Genomic DNA, 16,907 nt, shown 5'->3' with positions numbered 1-16,907 from the left:
ACCCAGCCCGCCACCACACCACGCACAGCGCCCGCCAGCCACCTGGCTGCGCCTGCCGCAGGCCCGGGCGCCCCGGCGTTGCTGCTGCATGCCCCCCGGGCGCTGTACCCCACGGCCGACCCGGCGCAGACTCCCACGGGCCTGGGCAGCGGCTGGCTGATCGTGGCGGAAAGCCCCACCCCCGACGACCCACTGGGCGGCGATACAGGGCGCCTGCTGGACAACATGCTGCGCGCCATGCAGCTGCACAAGCACCCGCGCGTCTACTTTGCAGCGCTGGAGCGGCCAGCACCCGGCACCGAAGCCAGCACCCACATCCCCGCCACCCTGGCCGACGCGGTGAGCACGCTACAGCCCGCGATGGTGCTGGTGCTGGGCCATGTGGCCGCGCGCGCCGCCCTGGGCCGCACCGAGCCACTGGGCCGCCTGCGGGCAGGCCCGCACCAGCTGGCGGGCTGCCCAGCCGTTGTGACCTACGACCCGGCCTTTTTGCTGCGCTCGCAGGACACCAAGGCCGCCGCCTGGGCCGACCTGTGCCACGCCCTGGCTCTGGTGCGTGGCGCTGGCGCTGGCTCTACTTGATCCCGCCCAAAGCGGCCCCCCCGGTGCCCTCCCGGTGCCATAATCCGCGACTTGCCTATTTTTGACGGAGACAGCTCCTTGGAAACCTACCCGAGTTGGTAGCTTTCAGCTCCCCGGCCTGCCGGTGGGGGTTGAAAGCAGCCCAGACCCCCACACCGCAGTTGCCACACACAAGGGAGTGAGCCCATGCTCAACATCTTTACGCTCGCCAATGGCCGGCTGTTCCAGGAAGAAATCGAGTCCCTGGAAGAACTGACCAAGTTCCAGCCGATCTGGGTGGACCTGGAAGCCCCCACGCTCGAAGAAAAACGCTGGATCAAGCAGCACTACGGCCTGTCCATCCCCGAGGATGCGATGGACGAGGACATCGAGGAATCCGCCCGCTTCTACGAAGAAGACAACGGCGAGTTGCACATCCGCAGCGACTTTTTGATCGACGACGACGAAGACCCTCGCTCGGTGCGGGTGGCCTTCATCCTGAACCAGCACAACACCAACCTCAAGAGCCGGGGCGTGCTGTTCTCCATCCACGACGAAGACGTGCCCGTGTTCCGCCTGCTGCGCATGCGCGCACGTCGCGCGCCGGGGCTCATCGAGGACGCCAAGGAAGTGCTGCTCAAGCTGTTCGACGCCGACGCCGAGTATTCGGCCGACACGCTCGAAGGCATCTACGACGAGCTGGAAAAGGTCAGCACCCAGGTGCTGGCAGGCGACGTGACCGACGCCCGCGCGGGCGAGGTGCTGGCCGCCATTGCGCGCCAGGAAGACTTGAACGGCCGCATCCGCCGCAACGTGATGGACACGCGCCGCGCAGTGAGCTTCATGATGCGCAGCAAGATGCTCAACGCCGAGCAGTTCGAGGAGGCCCGCCAGATCCTGCGCGACATCGAGTCGCTGGACAACCACACGGCCTTTCTGTTCGACAAGATCAACTTCTTGATGGACGCCACGGTCGGTTTTATCAACATCAATCAGAACAAGATCATCAAGATCTTCTCGGTGGCCAGCGTCGCCTTGCTGCCGCCCACGCTGATTGCGAGCGTGTACGGCATGAACTTCAAGTTCATGCCCGAGCTGGACTGGTCGATGGGCTACCCGTATGCGCTGGGGCTGATGCTGGCCAGTGCGCTGGGGCCCATGTGGTACTTCCGCAAGCGCGGCTGGTTGAAGTAGCCCCCCTGTGGCGCGAGCCTACGCGCCGCAGCCTGAGGCATCGGCCCTTCGTAACTGTCCAAGCCTGCGCAGGCAGGCTCGGAGCCGCAGTTCCTCAGCCCCCCGAGGGGGGACGCCACCCGAGGCCCGGCAAAGCCGGTTCCTCGGTGGCGCTGGCTTGGGGAGCGCCCTTCGCGTGGTTCTGTCAGGCATCCATCAACGAGTTTCTTGCTGAAAACTTGAGCAGAATTCGGCCTCTGCGCGCGTCCATATTGCCTTTTAAGCTATTAAATTTATAGCTTTTGAAGCAACCTCTGCACCATGTGTTCTGCATAGCGGCTGGCCACGGTCTGCACGAACAGGGCGAAGTCACCGTGGGCGGTGTCGTCGGCGCGGTCAGAGATGGTGCGCACGGCGGCGAAGGGCAGGCCATAGTCCTGGCAGACCTGGGCCACGGCGGCGCCTTCCATTTCCACGGCCAGCACATCGTGCCCGGCGCTGCGCAGTGCGGCGCGCAGTTGGGTGGACTCGGCGGCGGCGGAGACAAAGCGGTCGCCACTGGCCACCAGGCCGTGGTGCACGCGGTGGCGTGCCTGATCCGGTGCTGTATTGAGGCCCAACTGGCCACTACCGCCCGCCACACAAGCCCTGGCCGCTTCCAAAAGTAGAGCGGTCAAAACGGGGTCGCAAGGCAGGCGGCTGCGCGCATAGCCCGGCAGCTCCCAGCGCGGGAACAGGGGCGAGGCGTCCATGTCGTGCTGGATGTAGTCCTGCGCCACCACCACGTCGCCCACGTTCACCCCGTCCCCCAGGCCCCCGGCCACCCCGGTGAACACGATGCGGGCCACACCAAAATGCTCGATCAGCGCCGTGGCCGTAGTGGCCGCCGCCACCTTGCCGATGCCCGACAGCGCGAGCACTACCGGCCGGTCATTTAGCTCGCCCCGCCAGAAGGCGCGGCCTGCGTGCATCACACGCTGCGGGTGGGCGAGGTGCTCGACCAGAGAGCTTTGCTCTTCAGTCAGGGCACTCAGGATGGCGGTACTCATACGAAAAACCTTCGGATCGGCGGGGTGGGGAAGCAACGCACGGCCGCCGCCCCTTGCGGCGCGGCCATGAAAAAAGGCGGCCGAAGCCGCCTGTGGATTGTGGCGCGCAAAAGCCCGCGCGCCGCCACGCCCATGGTTTACTTCTTGTCGCGCAGCTCGCGGCGCAGGATCTTGCCCACGGGCGTCTTGGGCAGTTCGGTGCGGAACTCGATGACCTTGGGCTGCTTGTAGCCCGTCAGTTCAGCGCGGCAAAACTCCTTGACCTGCGCTTCGGTCAGTGCCGGGTCCTTCTTCACGATGACCAGCTTCACGGCCTCACCGGTCTTCTCATCGGGCACACCCACCACGGCGCATTCAAGCACGCCGGGGCAATTGGCCACCACTTCTTCGACCTCGTTGGGGTACACGTTAAAGCCACTGACCAGCACCATGTCCTTCTTGCGGTCCACAATCTTGAAGAAACCGCGCGCATCCATGATGCCGATATCGCCGGACTTGAAGTAGCCGTCGTCGGTCATGACCTTGGCCGTTTCGTCGGGGCGCTGCCAGTAACCCGCCATCACCTGCGGGCCCTTGATGGCGATCTCGCCTGGCTCGCCCAGCTTGGTGACTTCCCGGCCCTCGTCGTCCAGTAGCTTCATGTAGGTGCCAGGAATCGGCACGCCGATGGTGCCGGTGTACTCGGTGGCCGTCACGGGGTTACAGCTGGTCGAGGGGCTGGTTTCCGACAGGCCGTAGCCTTCGCAGATGGGGCAGCCGGTCTTCTCCAGCCAGAGCTTGGCTACGGCACCCTGCACGGCCATGCCACCGCCCACCGAAACCTTGAGGTTCTTCCAGTTGACAGTGTTGAAGTCCGGGTGATTGGCCAGGCCGTTAAACAGCGTGTTCACGGCCGGGAAGCTGTGGAAGGTGTGTTTGGAGAGCTCCTTGAGCACCGCAGGCAGATCGCGCGGGTTGGGGATCAGGATGGTTTTGCCGCCGGTGCGCATGGACAGCATCATGTTCACGGTGAACGCGAAGATGTGGTACAGCGGCAGCGCGCATACCGCCGTGGGCTGCTCGCCTGCGGGCACCTTGCTCATCACGGGCGAATTCCAGGCCTCGGATTGCAACACGTTGGCAAGGATGTTGCGATGCAGCAGCACCGCCCCCTTGCTCACGCCCGTCGTGCCGCCGGTGTACTGCAACAGCGCAATGTCATCAGGCTTGATGTCGGGCTTCTTGAGCGTGCCGCGCGTGCCCTGGGCCACGGCCTCGTTGAAGCGCACCGCACCAGGCAGGTTGTAGGCGGGCACCATCTTCTTGACGTTGCGCACCACGTAGTTGACCAGCGCGCCCTTGAGCAGGCCCAGCTGGTCACCCATTGCGCACAGCACCACATGCTTGACGGGCGTGTGTGCGATGCACTGCTCCAGTGTGGCGGCGAAGTTCTCGATGATGACGATAGCCTTGGCGCCAGAGTCCTTGAGCTGATGCTCCAGCTCGCGCGGGGTGTATAGCGGGTTCACGTTGACCACCACAAACCCTGCGCGCAGCACGGCAGCCACGGCGACGGGGTACTGCGGCACGTTGGGCATCATGATGGCCACGCGATCGCCCTTTACCAGGCCCAGGCCTTGCAGGTAGGCCGCAAACGCGCTGGAGAGCGAATCGGTCTGGGCATAGGTCACCTCCTTGCCCATAAAGCTGTATGCCACGCGGTCGGCGTACTTCTTGAACGCCTCATCCATAAGGGCTACAAGAGAGGCGTACTGCGAGGTGTCGATGTCGGCAGGAACCCCTTGCGGATAGGCGGCCAGCCATGGGCGATCGGTCATGTTTTTTGTCTCCTGAGAAGTTTTTAGTAGCGATGAATGAACCGCGCTGCCGTTTCAGCACGATCGTGCTTTTTTCGCTGGTGAATTATGCCCGTCAGCCCTTGAGCGCGGCGAGCACTTCATCGAGCATTTTCTTGGCATCACCAAACAGCATGCGGTTGTTGTCCTTATAGAACAGAGGGTTGTCCACACCCGCATAACCCGAAGCCATCGAGCGCTTCATCACGATCGAGGTCTTGGCCTTCCACACTTCGAGCACCGGCATGCCGGCAATCGGGCTGGTGGGGTCGTCCTGCGCGGCGGGGTTCACGATGTCGTTGGCGCCGATGACGATGGCCACGTCGGTGTCCGGAAAGTCCTCGTTGATCTCGTCCATCTCCATCACGATGTCATAAGGCACCTTGGCTTCGGCCAGCAGCACATTCATGTGGCCCGGCATGCGGCCCGCCACGGGATGGATGGCAAAACGCACCTGCACGCCCTTGTCGCGCAGCGTCTTCACGATGTCGTTGACCGTATGCTGCGCCTGGGCCACTGCCATGCCGTAGCCTGGGACGATGATCACGCTCTTGGCATCGCGCAGCAGCTCGGCCGTCTCGGCAGCGGCCACTGGCACGACCTCGCCCTGCGGCTCGGCGGCATCGCCCTTCTTGGCAGGAGCGCCGCTCCCCGAGCCAAAACCGCCCGCGATCACGCTGATGAAGTTGCGGTTCATCGCATTGCACATGATGTAGCTCAGGATGGCCCCCGAGGAGCCCACCAGCGCGCCGGTGACGATGAGCAGGTCGTTGCTGAGCATGAAGCCCGTGGCGGCGGCGGCCCAGCCCGAGTAGCTGTTGAGCATGGACACCACCACCGGCATGTCAGCCCCGCCAATGGACATGACCATGTGGATACCGAACAGCAGGGCGATTACCGTCATCACGATCAGCGGCACCATGCCTTGCTCGATGGTTTCTGCGCGCAAGAACTCACGGCCAAACCAGATCACCACGAGCAAAGCGGTCAGGTTGAGCCAGTGGCGCCCCGGCAGCAGCAGCGGCTTGCCGCCGATCTTGCCGTTGAGCTTGCCAAAGGCGATCAGCGAGCCGCTGAACGTAACCGCGCCGATCAGGATGCCGACATAAATCTCCACCTCGTGGATGATCTTTTCCGCACCCTGCAGCTGGATCGAGGTATCGACATAGCTGGCAAACCCCACCAGGCAAGCAGCCAGGCCCACCAGGCTGTGCATAAGGGCAACCAGCTCGGGCATCTGGGTCATCTTGACAACCTTGGCCGCATACAGGCCGATGCCGCCGCCAATCACCAGGGCGCCGACGATCCAGGCCACGCCTGCAGCACTGACGCGCGGGCCGAACACGGTGGCCAGCACGGCCAGCGCCATGCCGACCATGCCGAACAGGTTGCCCCGGCGTGAGGTTTCCGGGTTGGAGAGCCCGCCCAGGCTCAGGATGAACAAAATGGCCGCGCCCAGGTAGGCCACGGTGGCAAGACTTTGGGACATGTACTGTGCTCCTTGTGTTCTTGTTGTGATGGAGTTACTTGCGGAACATGGCCAGCATGCGGCGCGTGACCGCAAAGCCGCCGAACATGTTGATGGCCGTGAGCACCAGCGCGGCAAACGCCAGCCACAGGATGAGCCCGTCAGGCCGCCCGTTCACACCCGCATCGGGCGGCGCAATCTGCACCAGCGCACCGATGGCGATGATGCTGGAGATGGCGTTGGTCACGCTCATCAACGGTGTGTGCAGCGCGGGAGTAACGTTCCACACCACCATGTAGCCGATAAAGCAGGCCAGCACGAACACCGTGAAGTGCCCCAGGAAGGCCACGGGCGCATAGGCGCCGATGGCCCAGAACAGCACGGCCAGCACGGCGAAAACAATGGTCAGGGTTTTGGCGGACATGGGAGCGCCCGTACCGTGGCCATGGCTTGATTTCTTTTCCGCCACCGGGGCTGCTGCCTTGGGCACGGGTGCCGGGGCTTGCTTGAGCGGCGGGGCAGGCCAGGTGATGGCGCCATCCTTGACCACGGTGAGGCCGCGGATCGCGTCATCCTCCATGTTGACCACGGCCACCCCGTCCTTGGCCTTGCACAGCTCTTCCGTCAGGCGAAGCAGGTTGGTGGCGTATAGCGTGGAAGACTGCTTGGCCAGGCGCGAGGCCAGGTCGGTGTAGCCGACGATGGTCACGCCATGGCGCACCACGGCTTGGCCGGGCACGGTCAACTCGCAGTTGCCGCCCTGCTCGGCCGCCATGTCCACGATCACGCTGCCGGGCTTCATGCTCTGCACCATCTCGGCGGTGATGAGCTTGGGCGCGGGCTTGCCCGGGATCAGCGCGGTGGTGATGATGATGTCGGCATCCTTGGCCTGCTCCGCATACATCTTGCGCTGTGCAGCCTGGAAGCCCTCACTCATGACCTTGGCGTAACCGCCTCCGCCCGAGCCCTCTTCTTCGTAGTCCACCTTGACGAACTCACCGCCCAGCGACTTGACCTGATCGGCCACTTCGGCACGGGTGTCGTTGGCGCGCACGATGGCGCCCAGGTTCGCCGCCGTGCCGATGGCGGCGAGGCCCGCCACACCGGCGCCTGCGATGAATACCTTGGCAGGCGGCACCTTGCCTGCGGCCGTGATCTGGCCATTAAAGAACCGACCAAAGGCGTTGGCCGCCTCGATGACGGCGCGGTAACCGCTGACACCTGCGGTGGACGTGAGCGCATCCATCTTCTGGGCACGGGACAAGGTGCGCGGCAGGCAGTCGATGGCCAGCACGGTGGCCTTCTTCGCAGCCAGCTGCTGCATCAGATCCGGGTTCTGGGCGGGCCAGATGAAATCGATGAGGGTGGTTCCCTCGCGCATCAGCGCCACTTCGTCGCTGCCGGGCGGGCGCACCTTGAAGACGATGTCCGACCCGGCCCACAGCGCAGCGGCGTCACCCACGATCTCGGCGCCTGCGGCGCGGTAGGCGTCGTCACTGAAATTGGCGGCATCCCCAGCCCCAGACTCCACAGTGACAGTGAAGCCCAGCTTGATCAGCTTCTCCACCACATCGGGCACGGTGGCCACGCGCTTTTCGCCGGGAAAGGTTTCCCTTGGCACGCCGATACGCTGCGGCTGCGGGACGGGGCTTGTCTGCATCAGAGGTCTCCTAGAGTTTCGTAAACGTTATGCAAGGCCGCCAGGCAGGGGAGGACTGGCGAGCTAGGGCTTGGAAGTGGGCGTGGGGAACGGGAAGGGCGGAATGGCCAGGTGGCCGTCCACCATGCCGACGCTCAGGCGCACGGCCTGGGCTAGGTCACGCCCCCATTGCAGCGCGGGTCGCCCCGCCACAAGGAACTCCTCGTTGCTGCGCGTCGTGGGACGCAATAGTCGCTGGTCCACCAAGGCATCGATCTTTACCCAGGCCCCGGCTTCGGTCACATAGCGATAGCTCAGGTAGGTGTAGGGCTGGCTCACACTGAGCTGGCGACTGATGAGCCACTCGACAAGGTCCGGTCGGTTCTTGTCCAGCCATTGGGCACGGCTTCCCCACAGCTTGAGGCGCAGGCAGTCCGCGCGCACGGGACTTCCTGCAGCAGTATCCTCAACAGTCACATCCTGTTGAGGCGGGCAGCTCCCGATGCCTTGGGGGGATCCCCCCAGATCGCCAGCACGGTTGGTCTGCACACGCAACACAGCCAGCCAGTCGCCTTGCGCATTGCGAAGCCCAACATCACGGGTCTGAAGCGCAATACGGCCTCCGGAGCCTGCAATGGATTCTTCTGAGTTGCCCAGATCCTGCCAAGTCCCCGGCGGCAACACCAGACGGGCACGACCCACGGGATATTCGGACTTGGGAGGAACGGTCAGGGGCGCGCATGCCACCGTGAACACCGTCACAGCCAACAAAGGCAACAGCCGCCGGAACTTTGAAATTGTCAGAGTCATAGAGAGAGGTTCATACGAATTCGCCTTCAATCATCCCACGGCATCGGATTCCGTCACTCGACGGCTTCTGCCATGCAACAACCAGCTCGGTGTAACTGGTGAGAAATGTGTTGAAAGCGCCCTGGTATCAGACACTTCTTGCGGCGCTGCCGGTGGGCAAGCTGACCGCGAGCTTACATGAAGAAATTCTTATCGCTGTCGCCTTTGTCTGCTGTAGAGGGAACTCCCCAGTCCACGCGGCGGCTGGACAAAAAAAAGCCTGGCAACACAAAGCAGCCAGGCTGTGCAATGGCCCCGCAGGGCCTTGCGCGGTTGATCAGTTCACCACTTGGGCCAACGCTCCCGAAGCGTACTGCGCAGCCACAACCTGCAGGCTCAGGCCCTTGATCTTGCTGCCCTGGCCTTCGCAGCCGAACTCCAGGTACCGTTGCTTGCAGACCTGCTTGGCGGCTTCGCGGGCGGGCTTGAGCCACTCGCGCGCGTCGAATTTGTCGGGGTTCTCGGCCAGGAACTTGCGCACCGCGCCGGTCATGGCCAGGCGGATGTCGGTGTCAATGTTGATCTTGCGCACGCCGTGCTTGATGGCTTCCTGAATTTCCTCGACGGGCACGCCGTAGGTCTCCTTCATCTTGCCGCCGTACTGGTTGATGATGGCCAGCAGCTCGGCGGGCACCGACGAAGAGCCGTGCATCACCAGATGGGTGTTGGGAATGCGCTTGTGGATTTCCTTCACGCGGCTGATGGCCAGGATGTCGCCCGTGGGCTTGCGGCTGAACTTGTAGGCGCCGTGGCTGGTGCCGATGGCGATCGCCAGTGCGTCGAGCTGGGTGGCCTTGACGAACACGGCCGCTTCTTCGGGGTCGGTCAGCATCTGGCTGTGGTCCAGTTTGCCTTCGGCGCCGATACCGTCTTCCTCACCGGCTTCACCTGTTTCCAGGTTGCCCAGACAGCCCAGTTCACCTTCCACCGTCACGCCCACCTTGTGGGCCATGTCCACGACCTTGCGGGTCACTTCCACGTTGTAGTCGAAGGACGAAGGCGTCTTGCCGTCTTCCATAAGCGAGCCGTCCATCATCACCGAGCCAAAGCCAAGGTCAATAGCACCGGCACACACCTTGGGCGAAGTGCCATGGTCCTGGTGCATGACCAGCGGAATGTGAGGGAAGGCCTCGACCGCCGCCTGGATAAGGTGCTTGATGAAGGGCTCACCCGCGTACTTGCGCGCACCAGCGCTGGCCTGCAGGATGACCGGTGCCCCCACTTCGTCGGCAGCGGCCATCACGGCCTGGACCTGCTCCAGGTTGTTGACGTTGAAGGCAGGGATGCCGTAGCTGTTGGCTGCGGCATGGTCGAGCAGTTCGCGCATCGAAACGAGAGGCATGGTCGTGGGATCCGTTGAGGGTTGGGGAAGGCGCTGTGAGCCGGGCTTGGCGGTGGTAACCGCTTGGTAACTCGGGATTTTAACCGGGGGGCGTGACCGCCGAAGGGGGCAAATCCAACCGAAAGCAGGTGGTAAAGGGTGGCGCGGCAGACGCCGTGCCAAATGCGCCACCATGGATGTCTGCCACCCGACGCAGGATTTCGTGGCCCAGGTGCAGGCTATCCGGGGGGCTTCCCGCACCTCGGGCCGGGGGCCTATCGTCCCGTCCGCGGGCACCGTCGTCGCACACCTGCAGCCATGCCCCCCCACCTTCAGAGACCCCCACCTCCACAGCGATGTGTGTGCCTTCCGGCGTGTGCTTGAGCGCGTTCTCCACCAGATTGCGGGCAGCGATGTCCAGCAGCAGCACATGCCCGGACACCCACAGCTGCGGCGGCGCCGAAAGCGCGATGTCATCCCCCCGCTGCCAGGCAGCTTGGGCAAAATCGGCGCAGACTTGGCGAGCCACGGCACACAAGTCCAACGGCGCCTTGGCCTCATGCAACTCGGCCCGGCTGGCACGTGCCAGGGCCAGGAGCTGGTTGAGCACATGCCCCGCCCGCAGCGCGTCCTGGCCAATGCGCGCGATGGCCTGGGCCCGAGCGTCTGCGTCCAGCGCCCCGCCCAGGGCGCTGGCCTGCAGTGCGATAGAAGACAGTGGCGTGCGCAGCTCGTGCGCCACTTCGTTGGCCAACCGGCGCTCGCGCACCATGGCGGCCTGCTGCCGGTCCAGCAGGGTGTTGATCGACGCCACCACCGACTCGAACTCGCTCCAGGCGTGGCGTGAGGCCAGGCGCTGCGTGCTGGCGGAGTCCAGCGCAGCCACATCGGCCGACAGGGCATAGAGCGGGCGCAGGCCGCGCCACAGCGCAAGTCCCAAGGCCAGGGACACCACGGGCAGCAGCCATAGCCCGGGTTCGATCATCTGTTCAGCAATGTCCTGCGCCAGCTCGTCCCGCTCGCGCAGCTCCAGCAGCACCGTGACCTTGTGCGCACGCGCAGCGTCCCATTGGGAGAAACTTCGCCACACCGCGCCATGCCCCCCCAAAACCATGTCCGCAAACCCCTCGGCGGCACTGAAAGCAGGCACAGGCGCCGTGCCGCTGTGATGAAGCAATCGCCCCTGCGCATCCCACTGCACCACGCTGAGAGATTGCTGGTAATCATGCGACTTGAGCCAGGGCGTGGCCACGCGCTGAGTGACTTGCGGCGCCCCACCCACCTCGTTAGTGCGCAGGTTCAGCAGCAGGGCGGCCACACTGGCCAGGTGGCCGTCGGTCAGCTCGTCCGCCTCGTGCACGCCCGTCTGGTAGCCCATGAACACAAAGCTGCCCCACACCAGCACCAGCGCACCCAGCGACCACAGCAGAAGCTGGCGGGTCAACGATGGCCTGCGCGCACTGGCACTGGACGGTGCGGCGGCAGCGCTCATGCAGCCGACTCCTGGGGCATGAAGTAGCCCACACCGCGCATGGTCTGGATGCAGCCGCTGCCCAGCTTGCGCCGCAGATGGTGGATGTGGACCTCCACCGCATTGCTCTCGATGGCTGCGTCCCAGCTGTACAAGTGCTCCTCAATCTGCTGGCGCGACAGCACCCGCCCCCGGGCCTCCAGCAACACCAGCAGCACCGAAAACTCCCGGGGTGACATCTCCACCAGCTTGCCCCCCTGGTGCACCGTGCGCGCTGCGGGGTCCATCTCGATGGCTCCGTAGCGGATGGTGGGTGATGCGCGACCAGCAGCCCGACGCAACAAGGCACGCAAACGCGCGTCCAGCTCGTCCATGTCAAACGGTTTGGCCAGGTAATCATCGGCCCCCTGGTCAAGCCCTGCAATGCGCTGGTGGACCTGGTCGCGGGCGGTCACGATGAGCACGGGGGTGGAGGGGTCGGGCAGGACGGGCGCGGCAGTTGCGCCGTGCGCCGGGCTCAGTCGCAGCCGCCGCAGCAGATCGCCGCCGTCGCCATCGGCCAGCCCCAGATCGAGCAACACGGCATCAAAGCGCTCAGTGCGCAGCGCGCCCCAGGCACTGGCCACGCCGTCGCACACATCCACCGCGTAGCCGCGCTGCTGCAGGTTCGTGCGCAGGCCTCCCGCAATGCCCGCATCGTCTTCAACAACGAGTATTCGCATGGGGCGATTGTCGCCCGGCACGGCGGCCTGCGCTCAGTCATTAAGACGGCGTTAAGTGGCGTGCCCTATGGTCCGCCCCATGTTGTCCACGCCGACCCCGCCCCACCGCTTCGCCCACCACCGTACGCTACTTCTTTGGACGCTCGGCATCCTGGCCGCCGTGGTGGCTTGGGACGCCATCGGGCAAGACATCCCCCTGGCACGCGCTTTTGGGTCTGCCAACGGTTTTCCGATGCGCGACCAATGGTTCTTCGTGCAGGTGCTCCATGAAGGCGCTCGCCGCCTGGGGTGGCTGCTCGTGCTGCTGCTGGCGCTGGGCGTGTGGTGGCCCTGGGGGGTGCTGCGGCGTCTGGATGTGGGTGAGCGCCTGCAGATGGCCATCAGTGCCCTGCTGGCGCTTGCGGCTGTGAGCGTGGGCAAGAACCTGAGCACCACCAGCTGCCCCTGGGACCTGGCGGAATTCGGCGGCGTGGCGCGGTACGCCTCCCACTGGGCGCTGGGCGTGGTGGATGGTGGCGGCGGTCGGTGCTTTCCGGCGGGCCATGCCTCGGCGGGGTTTGCCTTCATGGGGGGCTACTTTGCGCTGCGCCGCAAGGCACCGGCTGCCGCGCGATGGTGGCTGGCTGCCGCGGTGCTGGCCGGCCTGGTGCTGGGCGGTGCCCAGCAGGTGCGGGGTGCCCATTTCATGAGCCACACGCTGTGGACCGGCTGGCTGTGCTGGACCGTGGGCTGGCTGTGCGACCTGGGAGCGTCGGCTTTGCGCCCACGCCTGGCTGCCCTCACCGCTGCAGCCAACGGCATGGGAGCCGACGACCCACCACGCGCCATCGGCTGAGAGCGCGCAACCCGGTTGTTCAACCCGCCACGCAAATCTTCAGCATGTTGGTGCCGCCCGGCGCCCCCATGGGTTCGCCGCAGGTGATGGCGTAGACGTCGCCCTTTTGCACGATGTTGCGGTTCTTGAGGTGGCGCTCGGCCTGTTCCAGCGCGGTGTCGCGATCGGCACTGGTATCCATGAGCAAGGGCCGCACATTGCGGTACATGGCCATCTTGCGCTGCGTTGCCACCTTGGGGGTGAGTGCGTAGATAGGGACACGGATGCTGTGCCGGCTCATCCACAGCGCCGTGGCGCCGCTGTCGGTCATGGCCACGATGGCCTTGGCACCCAGGTGGTGGGCCGTGAACAGCGCCCCCATGGCGATGGACTGGTCGATGCGGCCAAAGGTCTGGCCTGTGAAGTCGGCATCGAGCTGGTGGTCTTCGGCGGCTTCTGCGGCGGCGCAGATGGTCGCCATTTCTTCCACGGTTTCGAGAGGGTAGCGGCCGGCGGCCGTCTCGGCGCTCAGCATCACAGCGTCGGTGCCGTCCAGCACCGCATTGGCCACGTCGCTCACCTCGGCGCGCGTGGGCACCGGGTTGGTGATCATGCTCTCCATCATCTGCGTGGCGGTGATGACGACCTTGTCCATGTCGCGCGCCATGCGGATCATCTTCTTTTGCAGCGCGGGCACGGCGGCATTGCCCACCTCCACCGCCAGGTCGCCGCGCGCCACCATGATGCCGTCGCTCACGCGCAGGATGGCTTCGAGGTGCGGGATGGCTTCGGCGCGTTCGATCTTGGCGATCAGGCCCGGCTTGTGGCGGAACTCGGAAGCCGCCACGTTGCACAGCTGGCGGGCCATTTCCATGTCGGTCGCATTCTTAGGGAAGCTCACGGCCACATAGTCGGCCTGGAAGCTCATAGCCGTGCGGATGTCTTCCATGTCCTTGGCCGTGAGGGCCGGCGCCGTGAGGCCACCGCCCTTCTTGTTGATGCCCTTGTTGTTCGACAGCTCGCCGCCGACCTTCACCGTGGTGTGCACGGCCTCACCACGCACGGCATCCACCGTGAGCACGATCAGGCCGTCGTTGAGCAGCAGCACATCGCCCGCCTTCACGTCGCGCGGCAGTTCCTTGTAGTCCAGACCCACGCCTTCGATGTCGCCCAGCTCGGTGCGCGAGGCATCCAGCACAAATTGGGCACCGGATTCGAGCATCACCTTGCCCTCGGCAAACTTGCCCACGCGGATCTTGGGACCCTGCAGGTCGGCCATGATGGCCACCTCGCGGCCCGCACGCTGGGCGGCGGCACGCACCGTGGCGGCGCGGTCGATGTGGTCCTGCGCCTTGCCGTGGCTGAAGTTCAGCCGCACCACGTTCACCCCCGCTCGGATCATCGCCTCCAGCAGCGCCGGGTCACTCGATGCGGGGCCCAGGGTGGCAACAATCTTGGTGGCGCGGCGGGTAGGCATGGACATGTCTCTTTCTCTCGGTCGTTGGGATGTAATCGAGTTTCAATTCTCACACGAAGCGGTTACATGCGGGTTACCCGCAGCGCCCGTCACAGAAGGGGATGCGACAGCAGGTGCGCCAGGACATGCGCGACGATGGCCGCCTCCAGCCCACGGCGGGCATAGAGCGCACCGGCCAGCAGGCCGAACGCGGTGTTGCCTGCCAGTACAAAAAGCACCACCGGCGGCGTCAGCACCCCGGCCATGGCCTGGGCCGCTGGCAGGTGCCCCACCGCAAACAGCAGGGCGCTGAGCACCACCGCCACAGCCATCAGGGCCTTGCCGGGCAGGCCCTGCCCGCGCCGCAGCACGCGCCAGCCCAACCACAGCAGCAGGGTCATCAAGCCCCAGCGCACCAAAAGCTCTTCGGTGATGCCGCCATAGAGCAGCTTGACCACCAGCGGCGCCGCACTGGCGGGGTCGGACGGCTGCAGTGCCTGTGGCGCCACCTGGGCCAGCGCCCACAGCCACAGGGCGCCTGCCACGCCGCCCATCACGCCGGGCGCCACCACCGCGCGCACCGCCGGGCCCACCGGCCCGCCGCCCAGCCACGCAGACAGCACCGGCGCCCGCAGCCCCACGCGGGGCGCCAGCCACACGCCAATGGCAACAGCCAGCGCCAGCAGCACGGCCGTCTGCAACCCGCTGAGCAGCAGCACCGCCCACAGGGGCAGGGGCAGCAAGCCCGCATTGGCCTGCAAGGGCGGCAGCAGCGTCCAGACCACGGCCACCACACCGGGCAGGCCCAGCAGCCACAGCAGCGCGCCCAGGCGCCACCCGGACGGGCGTGCCAAGGCCCCTTGCACCCCGCTCATCGCATCAGGGCCTCGATCTCGTCGGCCTTGACGGGTACGCCGCGTGTGATCAGCTCACACCCGGTGTCGGTGACGATGGCATCGTCTTCGATGCGGATGCCGATGTGGTGGAAATGCTCGGGCACCCCTTCGGCCGGACGCACATAGATGCCGGGCTCGATGGTCAGCACCATGCCAGGCCGCAGGATGCGGCTGGGGCGGTTGGTGATGGTCTCGCCCGAAAGCGGGTCCTTGCGTTCACTGGCAATGCCGACTTCGCTCGGCTCCACGTAGCTACCACAGTCGTGCACATCCATGCCCAGCCAGTGGCCGGTGCGGTGCATGTAGAACTGGAAGTAGGCGCGTTTGTCGATCACGTCCTGCGCGGTGCCCGCCTTGTTCTTATCGAGCAGGCCCAGATCCAACATGCCCTGCGCGAGCACGGCCACCGTGGCGTCGTGCGGGTCGTTGAAGCGGGCGCCCGCCTTGGTGGCGGCCACGGCCGCATCCTGGCTGGCCAGCACTAGGTCGTACAGCGCGCGCTGGGGGCCTGTGAATTTCCCGTTGGCCGGGAAGGTGCGCGTGATGTCGCTGGCATAGCCGTGCAGCTCGCAGCCCGCGTCGATGAGCACCAGCTCGCCGTCGCGCACAGGCGCGTCGTCGGCGCGGTAGTGCAGCACACAGGCGTTGGCCCCGGCGGCCACGATGGAGTTGTAGGCAGGGTACTGCGACCCGTGCTGGCGGAACTCGTGCAGCAGTTCGGCTTCGAGGTGGTATTCGCGCACATCCTCCCCGGCGCGCAGCATGCGGGCGGCGCGCTGCATAGCGCGGATGTGGGCCTGCGCGCTGATACTGCTGGCACGGCGCATGATGTCCTGCTCGTACGCGTCCTTGAACAGGCGCATCTCGTCGAGCAGGGTGCACAGGTCATTCTGCTCGGCAGGGCAGATGGCGCCGTAGCGCACACGCCCGCGCACCACGTTGAGCCAGCCCTCCACGCGCGCGGCCAGGCCGCTGTGGGTGGCAAACGGGTACCAGACGCAGGCCGTGTTTTCGAGCAGGCGCGGCAGCTTGCTGTCCATCTCGGCCATCGAATGTGCGGCGTCCACGCCCAGGGCAGCAGGCGCAGCGGCGGGGCCCAGGCGGTAGCCATCCCAAATCTCGCGCTCCAGGTCCTTGGGCTGGCAGAACAGCGTGCTACAGCCATCGTGGGCCAGCACCAGGCAGGCGCCAGGCTCCGTGAAGCCGGTCAGGTAATAGAAGTAACTGTCGTGTCGGTACAGAAAGTCCGTATCGCGGTTGCGTGGGCGCTCCAGCGCCGTAGGGATGATGGCGATGCCCCCTGGGCCCAGCTGGGCAGCCAGGTGCGCGCGGCGCTGGGCGTAGACGGAGGCAGGCACGGTGGTGATCATGGGAGGGAGTCGCAAGCAAGTGAGTTAAGTTCGGCAAGCCGCTCAGGCGTGCCCACATCGGTCCAGCGGCCGGTGTAGATCTGCGCGCCGACGCGGCCATTGTCCATCGCGCGGCGCAGCAGCGGCGCGAGCGGGGCTTTGATGCCGCCGGGGTTGCCGGGCGGAATATCGCACCAGGGCGCAGCAAACAGCTCGGCGCGCAGCAAGGCGATGGTGCTGTAGGTGTAGCGCGGCGCAGGGTCATCGGCGGGCAGGTTCAGCGCCAGGCCGTCAGCCGACAGGC

The 16,907-nt window shown here is 65.6% G+C and carries 15 protein-coding genes; 3 read left to right on the top strand and 12 right to left on the bottom strand.

Annotation, left to right across the window (positions count from 1 at the left end; all coding sequences use genetic code 11):
- Both DBR12_RS08435 and corA read left to right on the top strand, forming a co-directional pair.
- Positions 1-582: uracil-DNA glycosylase family protein (locus DBR12_RS08435; protein WP_233244358.1), on the top strand; the 582-nt coding region annotated here is incomplete at its 5' end.
- A 186-nt stretch (positions 583-768) separates the two neighbouring features.
- On the top strand, positions 769-1,755 hold the full coding sequence (gene corA, locus DBR12_RS08430; protein WP_108616836.1) for a magnesium/cobalt transporter CorA: 987 nt from the start codon (positions 769-771) through the stop codon (positions 1,753-1,755).
- Between the two features lie 272 nt (positions 1,756-2,027).
- On the opposite strand, the gene DBR12_RS08425 is transcribed toward corA, so the two are convergent.
- The 8 genes from DBR12_RS08425 to DBR12_RS08390 all read right to left on the bottom strand — a co-directional run bounded on the left by DBR12_RS08425 (position 2,028) and on the right by DBR12_RS08390 (position 12,088).
- Entirely contained in the window at positions 2,028-2,783 is a 756-nt protein-coding gene (locus DBR12_RS08425; protein WP_108616835.1) for a 5'-methylthioadenosine/adenosylhomocysteine nucleosidase, read from the bottom strand.
- A 137-nt stretch (positions 2,784-2,920) separates the two neighbouring features.
- Positions 2,921-4,600, bottom strand: a complete 1,680-nt coding sequence (locus DBR12_RS08420; RefSeq protein ID WP_108616834.1) for a long-chain-fatty-acid--CoA ligase — start codon at positions 4,598-4,600, stop codon at positions 2,921-2,923.
- A 94-nt stretch (positions 4,601-4,694) separates the two neighbouring features.
- The gene (gene pntB, locus DBR12_RS08415) at positions 4,695-6,107 is read right to left on the bottom strand and encodes a Re/Si-specific NAD(P)(+) transhydrogenase subunit beta (protein ID WP_108616833.1); all 1,413 of its coding nucleotides are present in this window, start codon (positions 6,105-6,107) and stop codon (positions 4,695-4,697) included.
- A gap of 34 nt (positions 6,108-6,141) precedes the next feature.
- Positions 6,142-7,746: a Re/Si-specific NAD(P)(+) transhydrogenase subunit alpha gene (locus tag DBR12_RS08410; RefSeq protein ID WP_108616832.1), complete on the bottom strand. Its 1,605-nt coding sequence runs from the start codon at positions 7,744-7,746 to the stop codon at positions 6,142-6,144.
- A 63-nt stretch (positions 7,747-7,809) separates the two neighbouring features.
- A complete protein-coding gene (locus DBR12_RS08405) occupies positions 7,810-8,535 on the bottom strand; it encodes a hypothetical protein (protein ID WP_108616831.1) in 726 nt (241 codons plus the stop codon).
- Positions 8,536-8,851: 316 nt separating this feature from the next.
- The gene (gene fba / locus DBR12_RS08400) at positions 8,852-9,916 is read right to left on the bottom strand and encodes a class II fructose-bisphosphate aldolase (RefSeq protein ID WP_108616830.1); all 1,065 of its coding nucleotides are present in this window, start codon (positions 9,914-9,916) and stop codon (positions 8,852-8,854) included.
- A 79-nt stretch (positions 9,917-9,995) separates the two neighbouring features.
- Entirely contained in the window at positions 9,996-11,387 is a 1,392-nt protein-coding gene (locus DBR12_RS08395; protein ID WP_108616829.1) for a histidine kinase dimerization/phospho-acceptor domain-containing protein, read from the bottom strand.
- On the bottom strand, positions 11,384-12,088 hold the full coding sequence (locus tag DBR12_RS08390) for a response regulator transcription factor (RefSeq protein ID WP_108616828.1): 705 nt from the start codon (positions 12,086-12,088) through the stop codon (positions 11,384-11,386). Before DBR12_RS08390 ends, DBR12_RS08395 begins: the two co-directional genes overlap by 4 nt.
- A gap of 79 nt (positions 12,089-12,167) precedes the next feature.
- Between DBR12_RS08390 and DBR12_RS08385 the strand changes: the two genes are divergently transcribed.
- Positions 12,168-12,923: a phosphatase PAP2 family protein gene (locus DBR12_RS08385; protein ID WP_233244357.1), complete on the top strand. Its 756-nt coding sequence runs from the start codon at positions 12,168-12,170 to the stop codon at positions 12,921-12,923.
- 19 nt (positions 12,924-12,942) lie between these two features.
- On the opposite strand, the gene pyk is transcribed toward DBR12_RS08385, so the two are convergent.
- The 4 genes from pyk to DBR12_RS22630 all read right to left on the bottom strand — a co-directional run.
- Positions 12,943-14,379 (bottom strand): pyruvate kinase, encoded by a 1,437-nt coding sequence (gene pyk, locus DBR12_RS08380; RefSeq protein WP_108616840.1) that lies wholly within the window; start codon positions 14,377-14,379, stop codon positions 12,943-12,945.
- A gap of 89 nt (positions 14,380-14,468) precedes the next feature.
- Positions 14,469-15,233 carry a CPBP family intramembrane glutamic endopeptidase gene (locus DBR12_RS08375; RefSeq protein ID WP_108616826.1) on the bottom strand — a complete coding sequence of 255 codons (765 nt, stop codon included), beginning with the start codon at positions 15,231-15,233 and terminating at the stop codon, positions 14,469-14,471.
- On the bottom strand, positions 15,230-16,624 hold the full coding sequence (locus tag DBR12_RS08370; RefSeq protein ID WP_108616825.1) for an aminopeptidase P N-terminal domain-containing protein: 1,395 nt from the start codon (positions 16,622-16,624) through the stop codon (positions 15,230-15,232). Before DBR12_RS08370 ends, DBR12_RS08375 begins: the two co-directional genes overlap by 4 nt.
- Positions 16,621-16,907 (bottom strand): NDP-sugar synthase (locus tag DBR12_RS22630; protein WP_369861413.1); only part of this gene is annotated, 287 nt, incomplete at its 5' end. The genes DBR12_RS08370 and DBR12_RS22630, both read right to left, overlap by 4 nt.

Origin of the sequence: Acidovorax sp. HMWF029 (genome assembly GCF_003060895.1) — a bacterium.
Lineage (GTDB): Bacteria > Pseudomonadota > Gammaproteobacteria > Burkholderiales > Burkholderiaceae_C > Acidovorax.
This window is presented reverse-complemented; position numbering and strand designations above follow the sequence as displayed.

Excerpts from the sequence above, each read along its gene's own strand:
- corA (WP_108616836.1), top strand. The coding sequence starts at position 769 with ATGCTCAACATCTTTACGCTCGCCAATGGCCGGCTGTTCCAGGAAGAA.
- DBR12_RS08425 (WP_108616835.1), bottom strand. The coding sequence starts at position 2,783 with ATGAGTACCGCCATCCTGAGTGCCCTGACTGAAGAGCAAAGCTCTCTG.
- DBR12_RS08420 (WP_108616834.1), bottom strand. The coding sequence starts at position 4,600 with ATGACCGATCGCCCATGGCTGGCCGCCTATCCGCAAGGGGTTCCTGCC.
- pntB (WP_108616833.1), bottom strand. The coding sequence starts at position 6,107 with ATGTCCCAAAGTCTTGCCACCGTGGCCTACCTGGGCGCGGCCATTTTG.
- DBR12_RS08410 (WP_108616832.1), bottom strand. The coding sequence starts at position 7,746 with ATGCAGACAAGCCCCGTCCCGCAGCCGCAGCGTATCGGCGTGCCAAGG.
- DBR12_RS08405 (WP_108616831.1), bottom strand. The coding sequence starts at position 8,535 with ATGACTCTGACAATTTCAAAGTTCCGGCGGCTGTTGCCTTTGTTGGCT.
- fba (WP_108616830.1), bottom strand. The coding sequence starts at position 9,916 with ATGCCTCTCGTTTCGATGCGCGAACTGCTCGACCATGCCGCAGCCAAC.
- DBR12_RS08395 (WP_108616829.1), bottom strand. The coding sequence starts at position 11,387 with ATGAGCGCTGCCGCCGCACCGTCCAGTGCCAGTGCGCGCAGGCCATCG.
- DBR12_RS08390 (WP_108616828.1), bottom strand. The coding sequence starts at position 12,088 with ATGCGAATACTCGTTGTTGAAGACGATGCGGGCATTGCGGGAGGCCTG.
- DBR12_RS08385 (WP_233244357.1), top strand. The coding sequence starts at position 12,168 with ATGTTGTCCACGCCGACCCCGCCCCACCGCTTCGCCCACCACCGTACG.
- pyk (WP_108616840.1), bottom strand. The coding sequence starts at position 14,379 with ATGCCTACCCGCCGCGCCACCAAGATTGTTGCCACCCTGGGCCCCGCA.
- DBR12_RS08375 (WP_108616826.1), bottom strand. The coding sequence starts at position 15,233 with ATGAGCGGGGTGCAAGGGGCCTTGGCACGCCCGTCCGGGTGGCGCCTG.
- DBR12_RS08370 (WP_108616825.1), bottom strand. The coding sequence starts at position 16,624 with ATGATCACCACCGTGCCTGCCTCCGTCTACGCCCAGCGCCGCGCGCAC.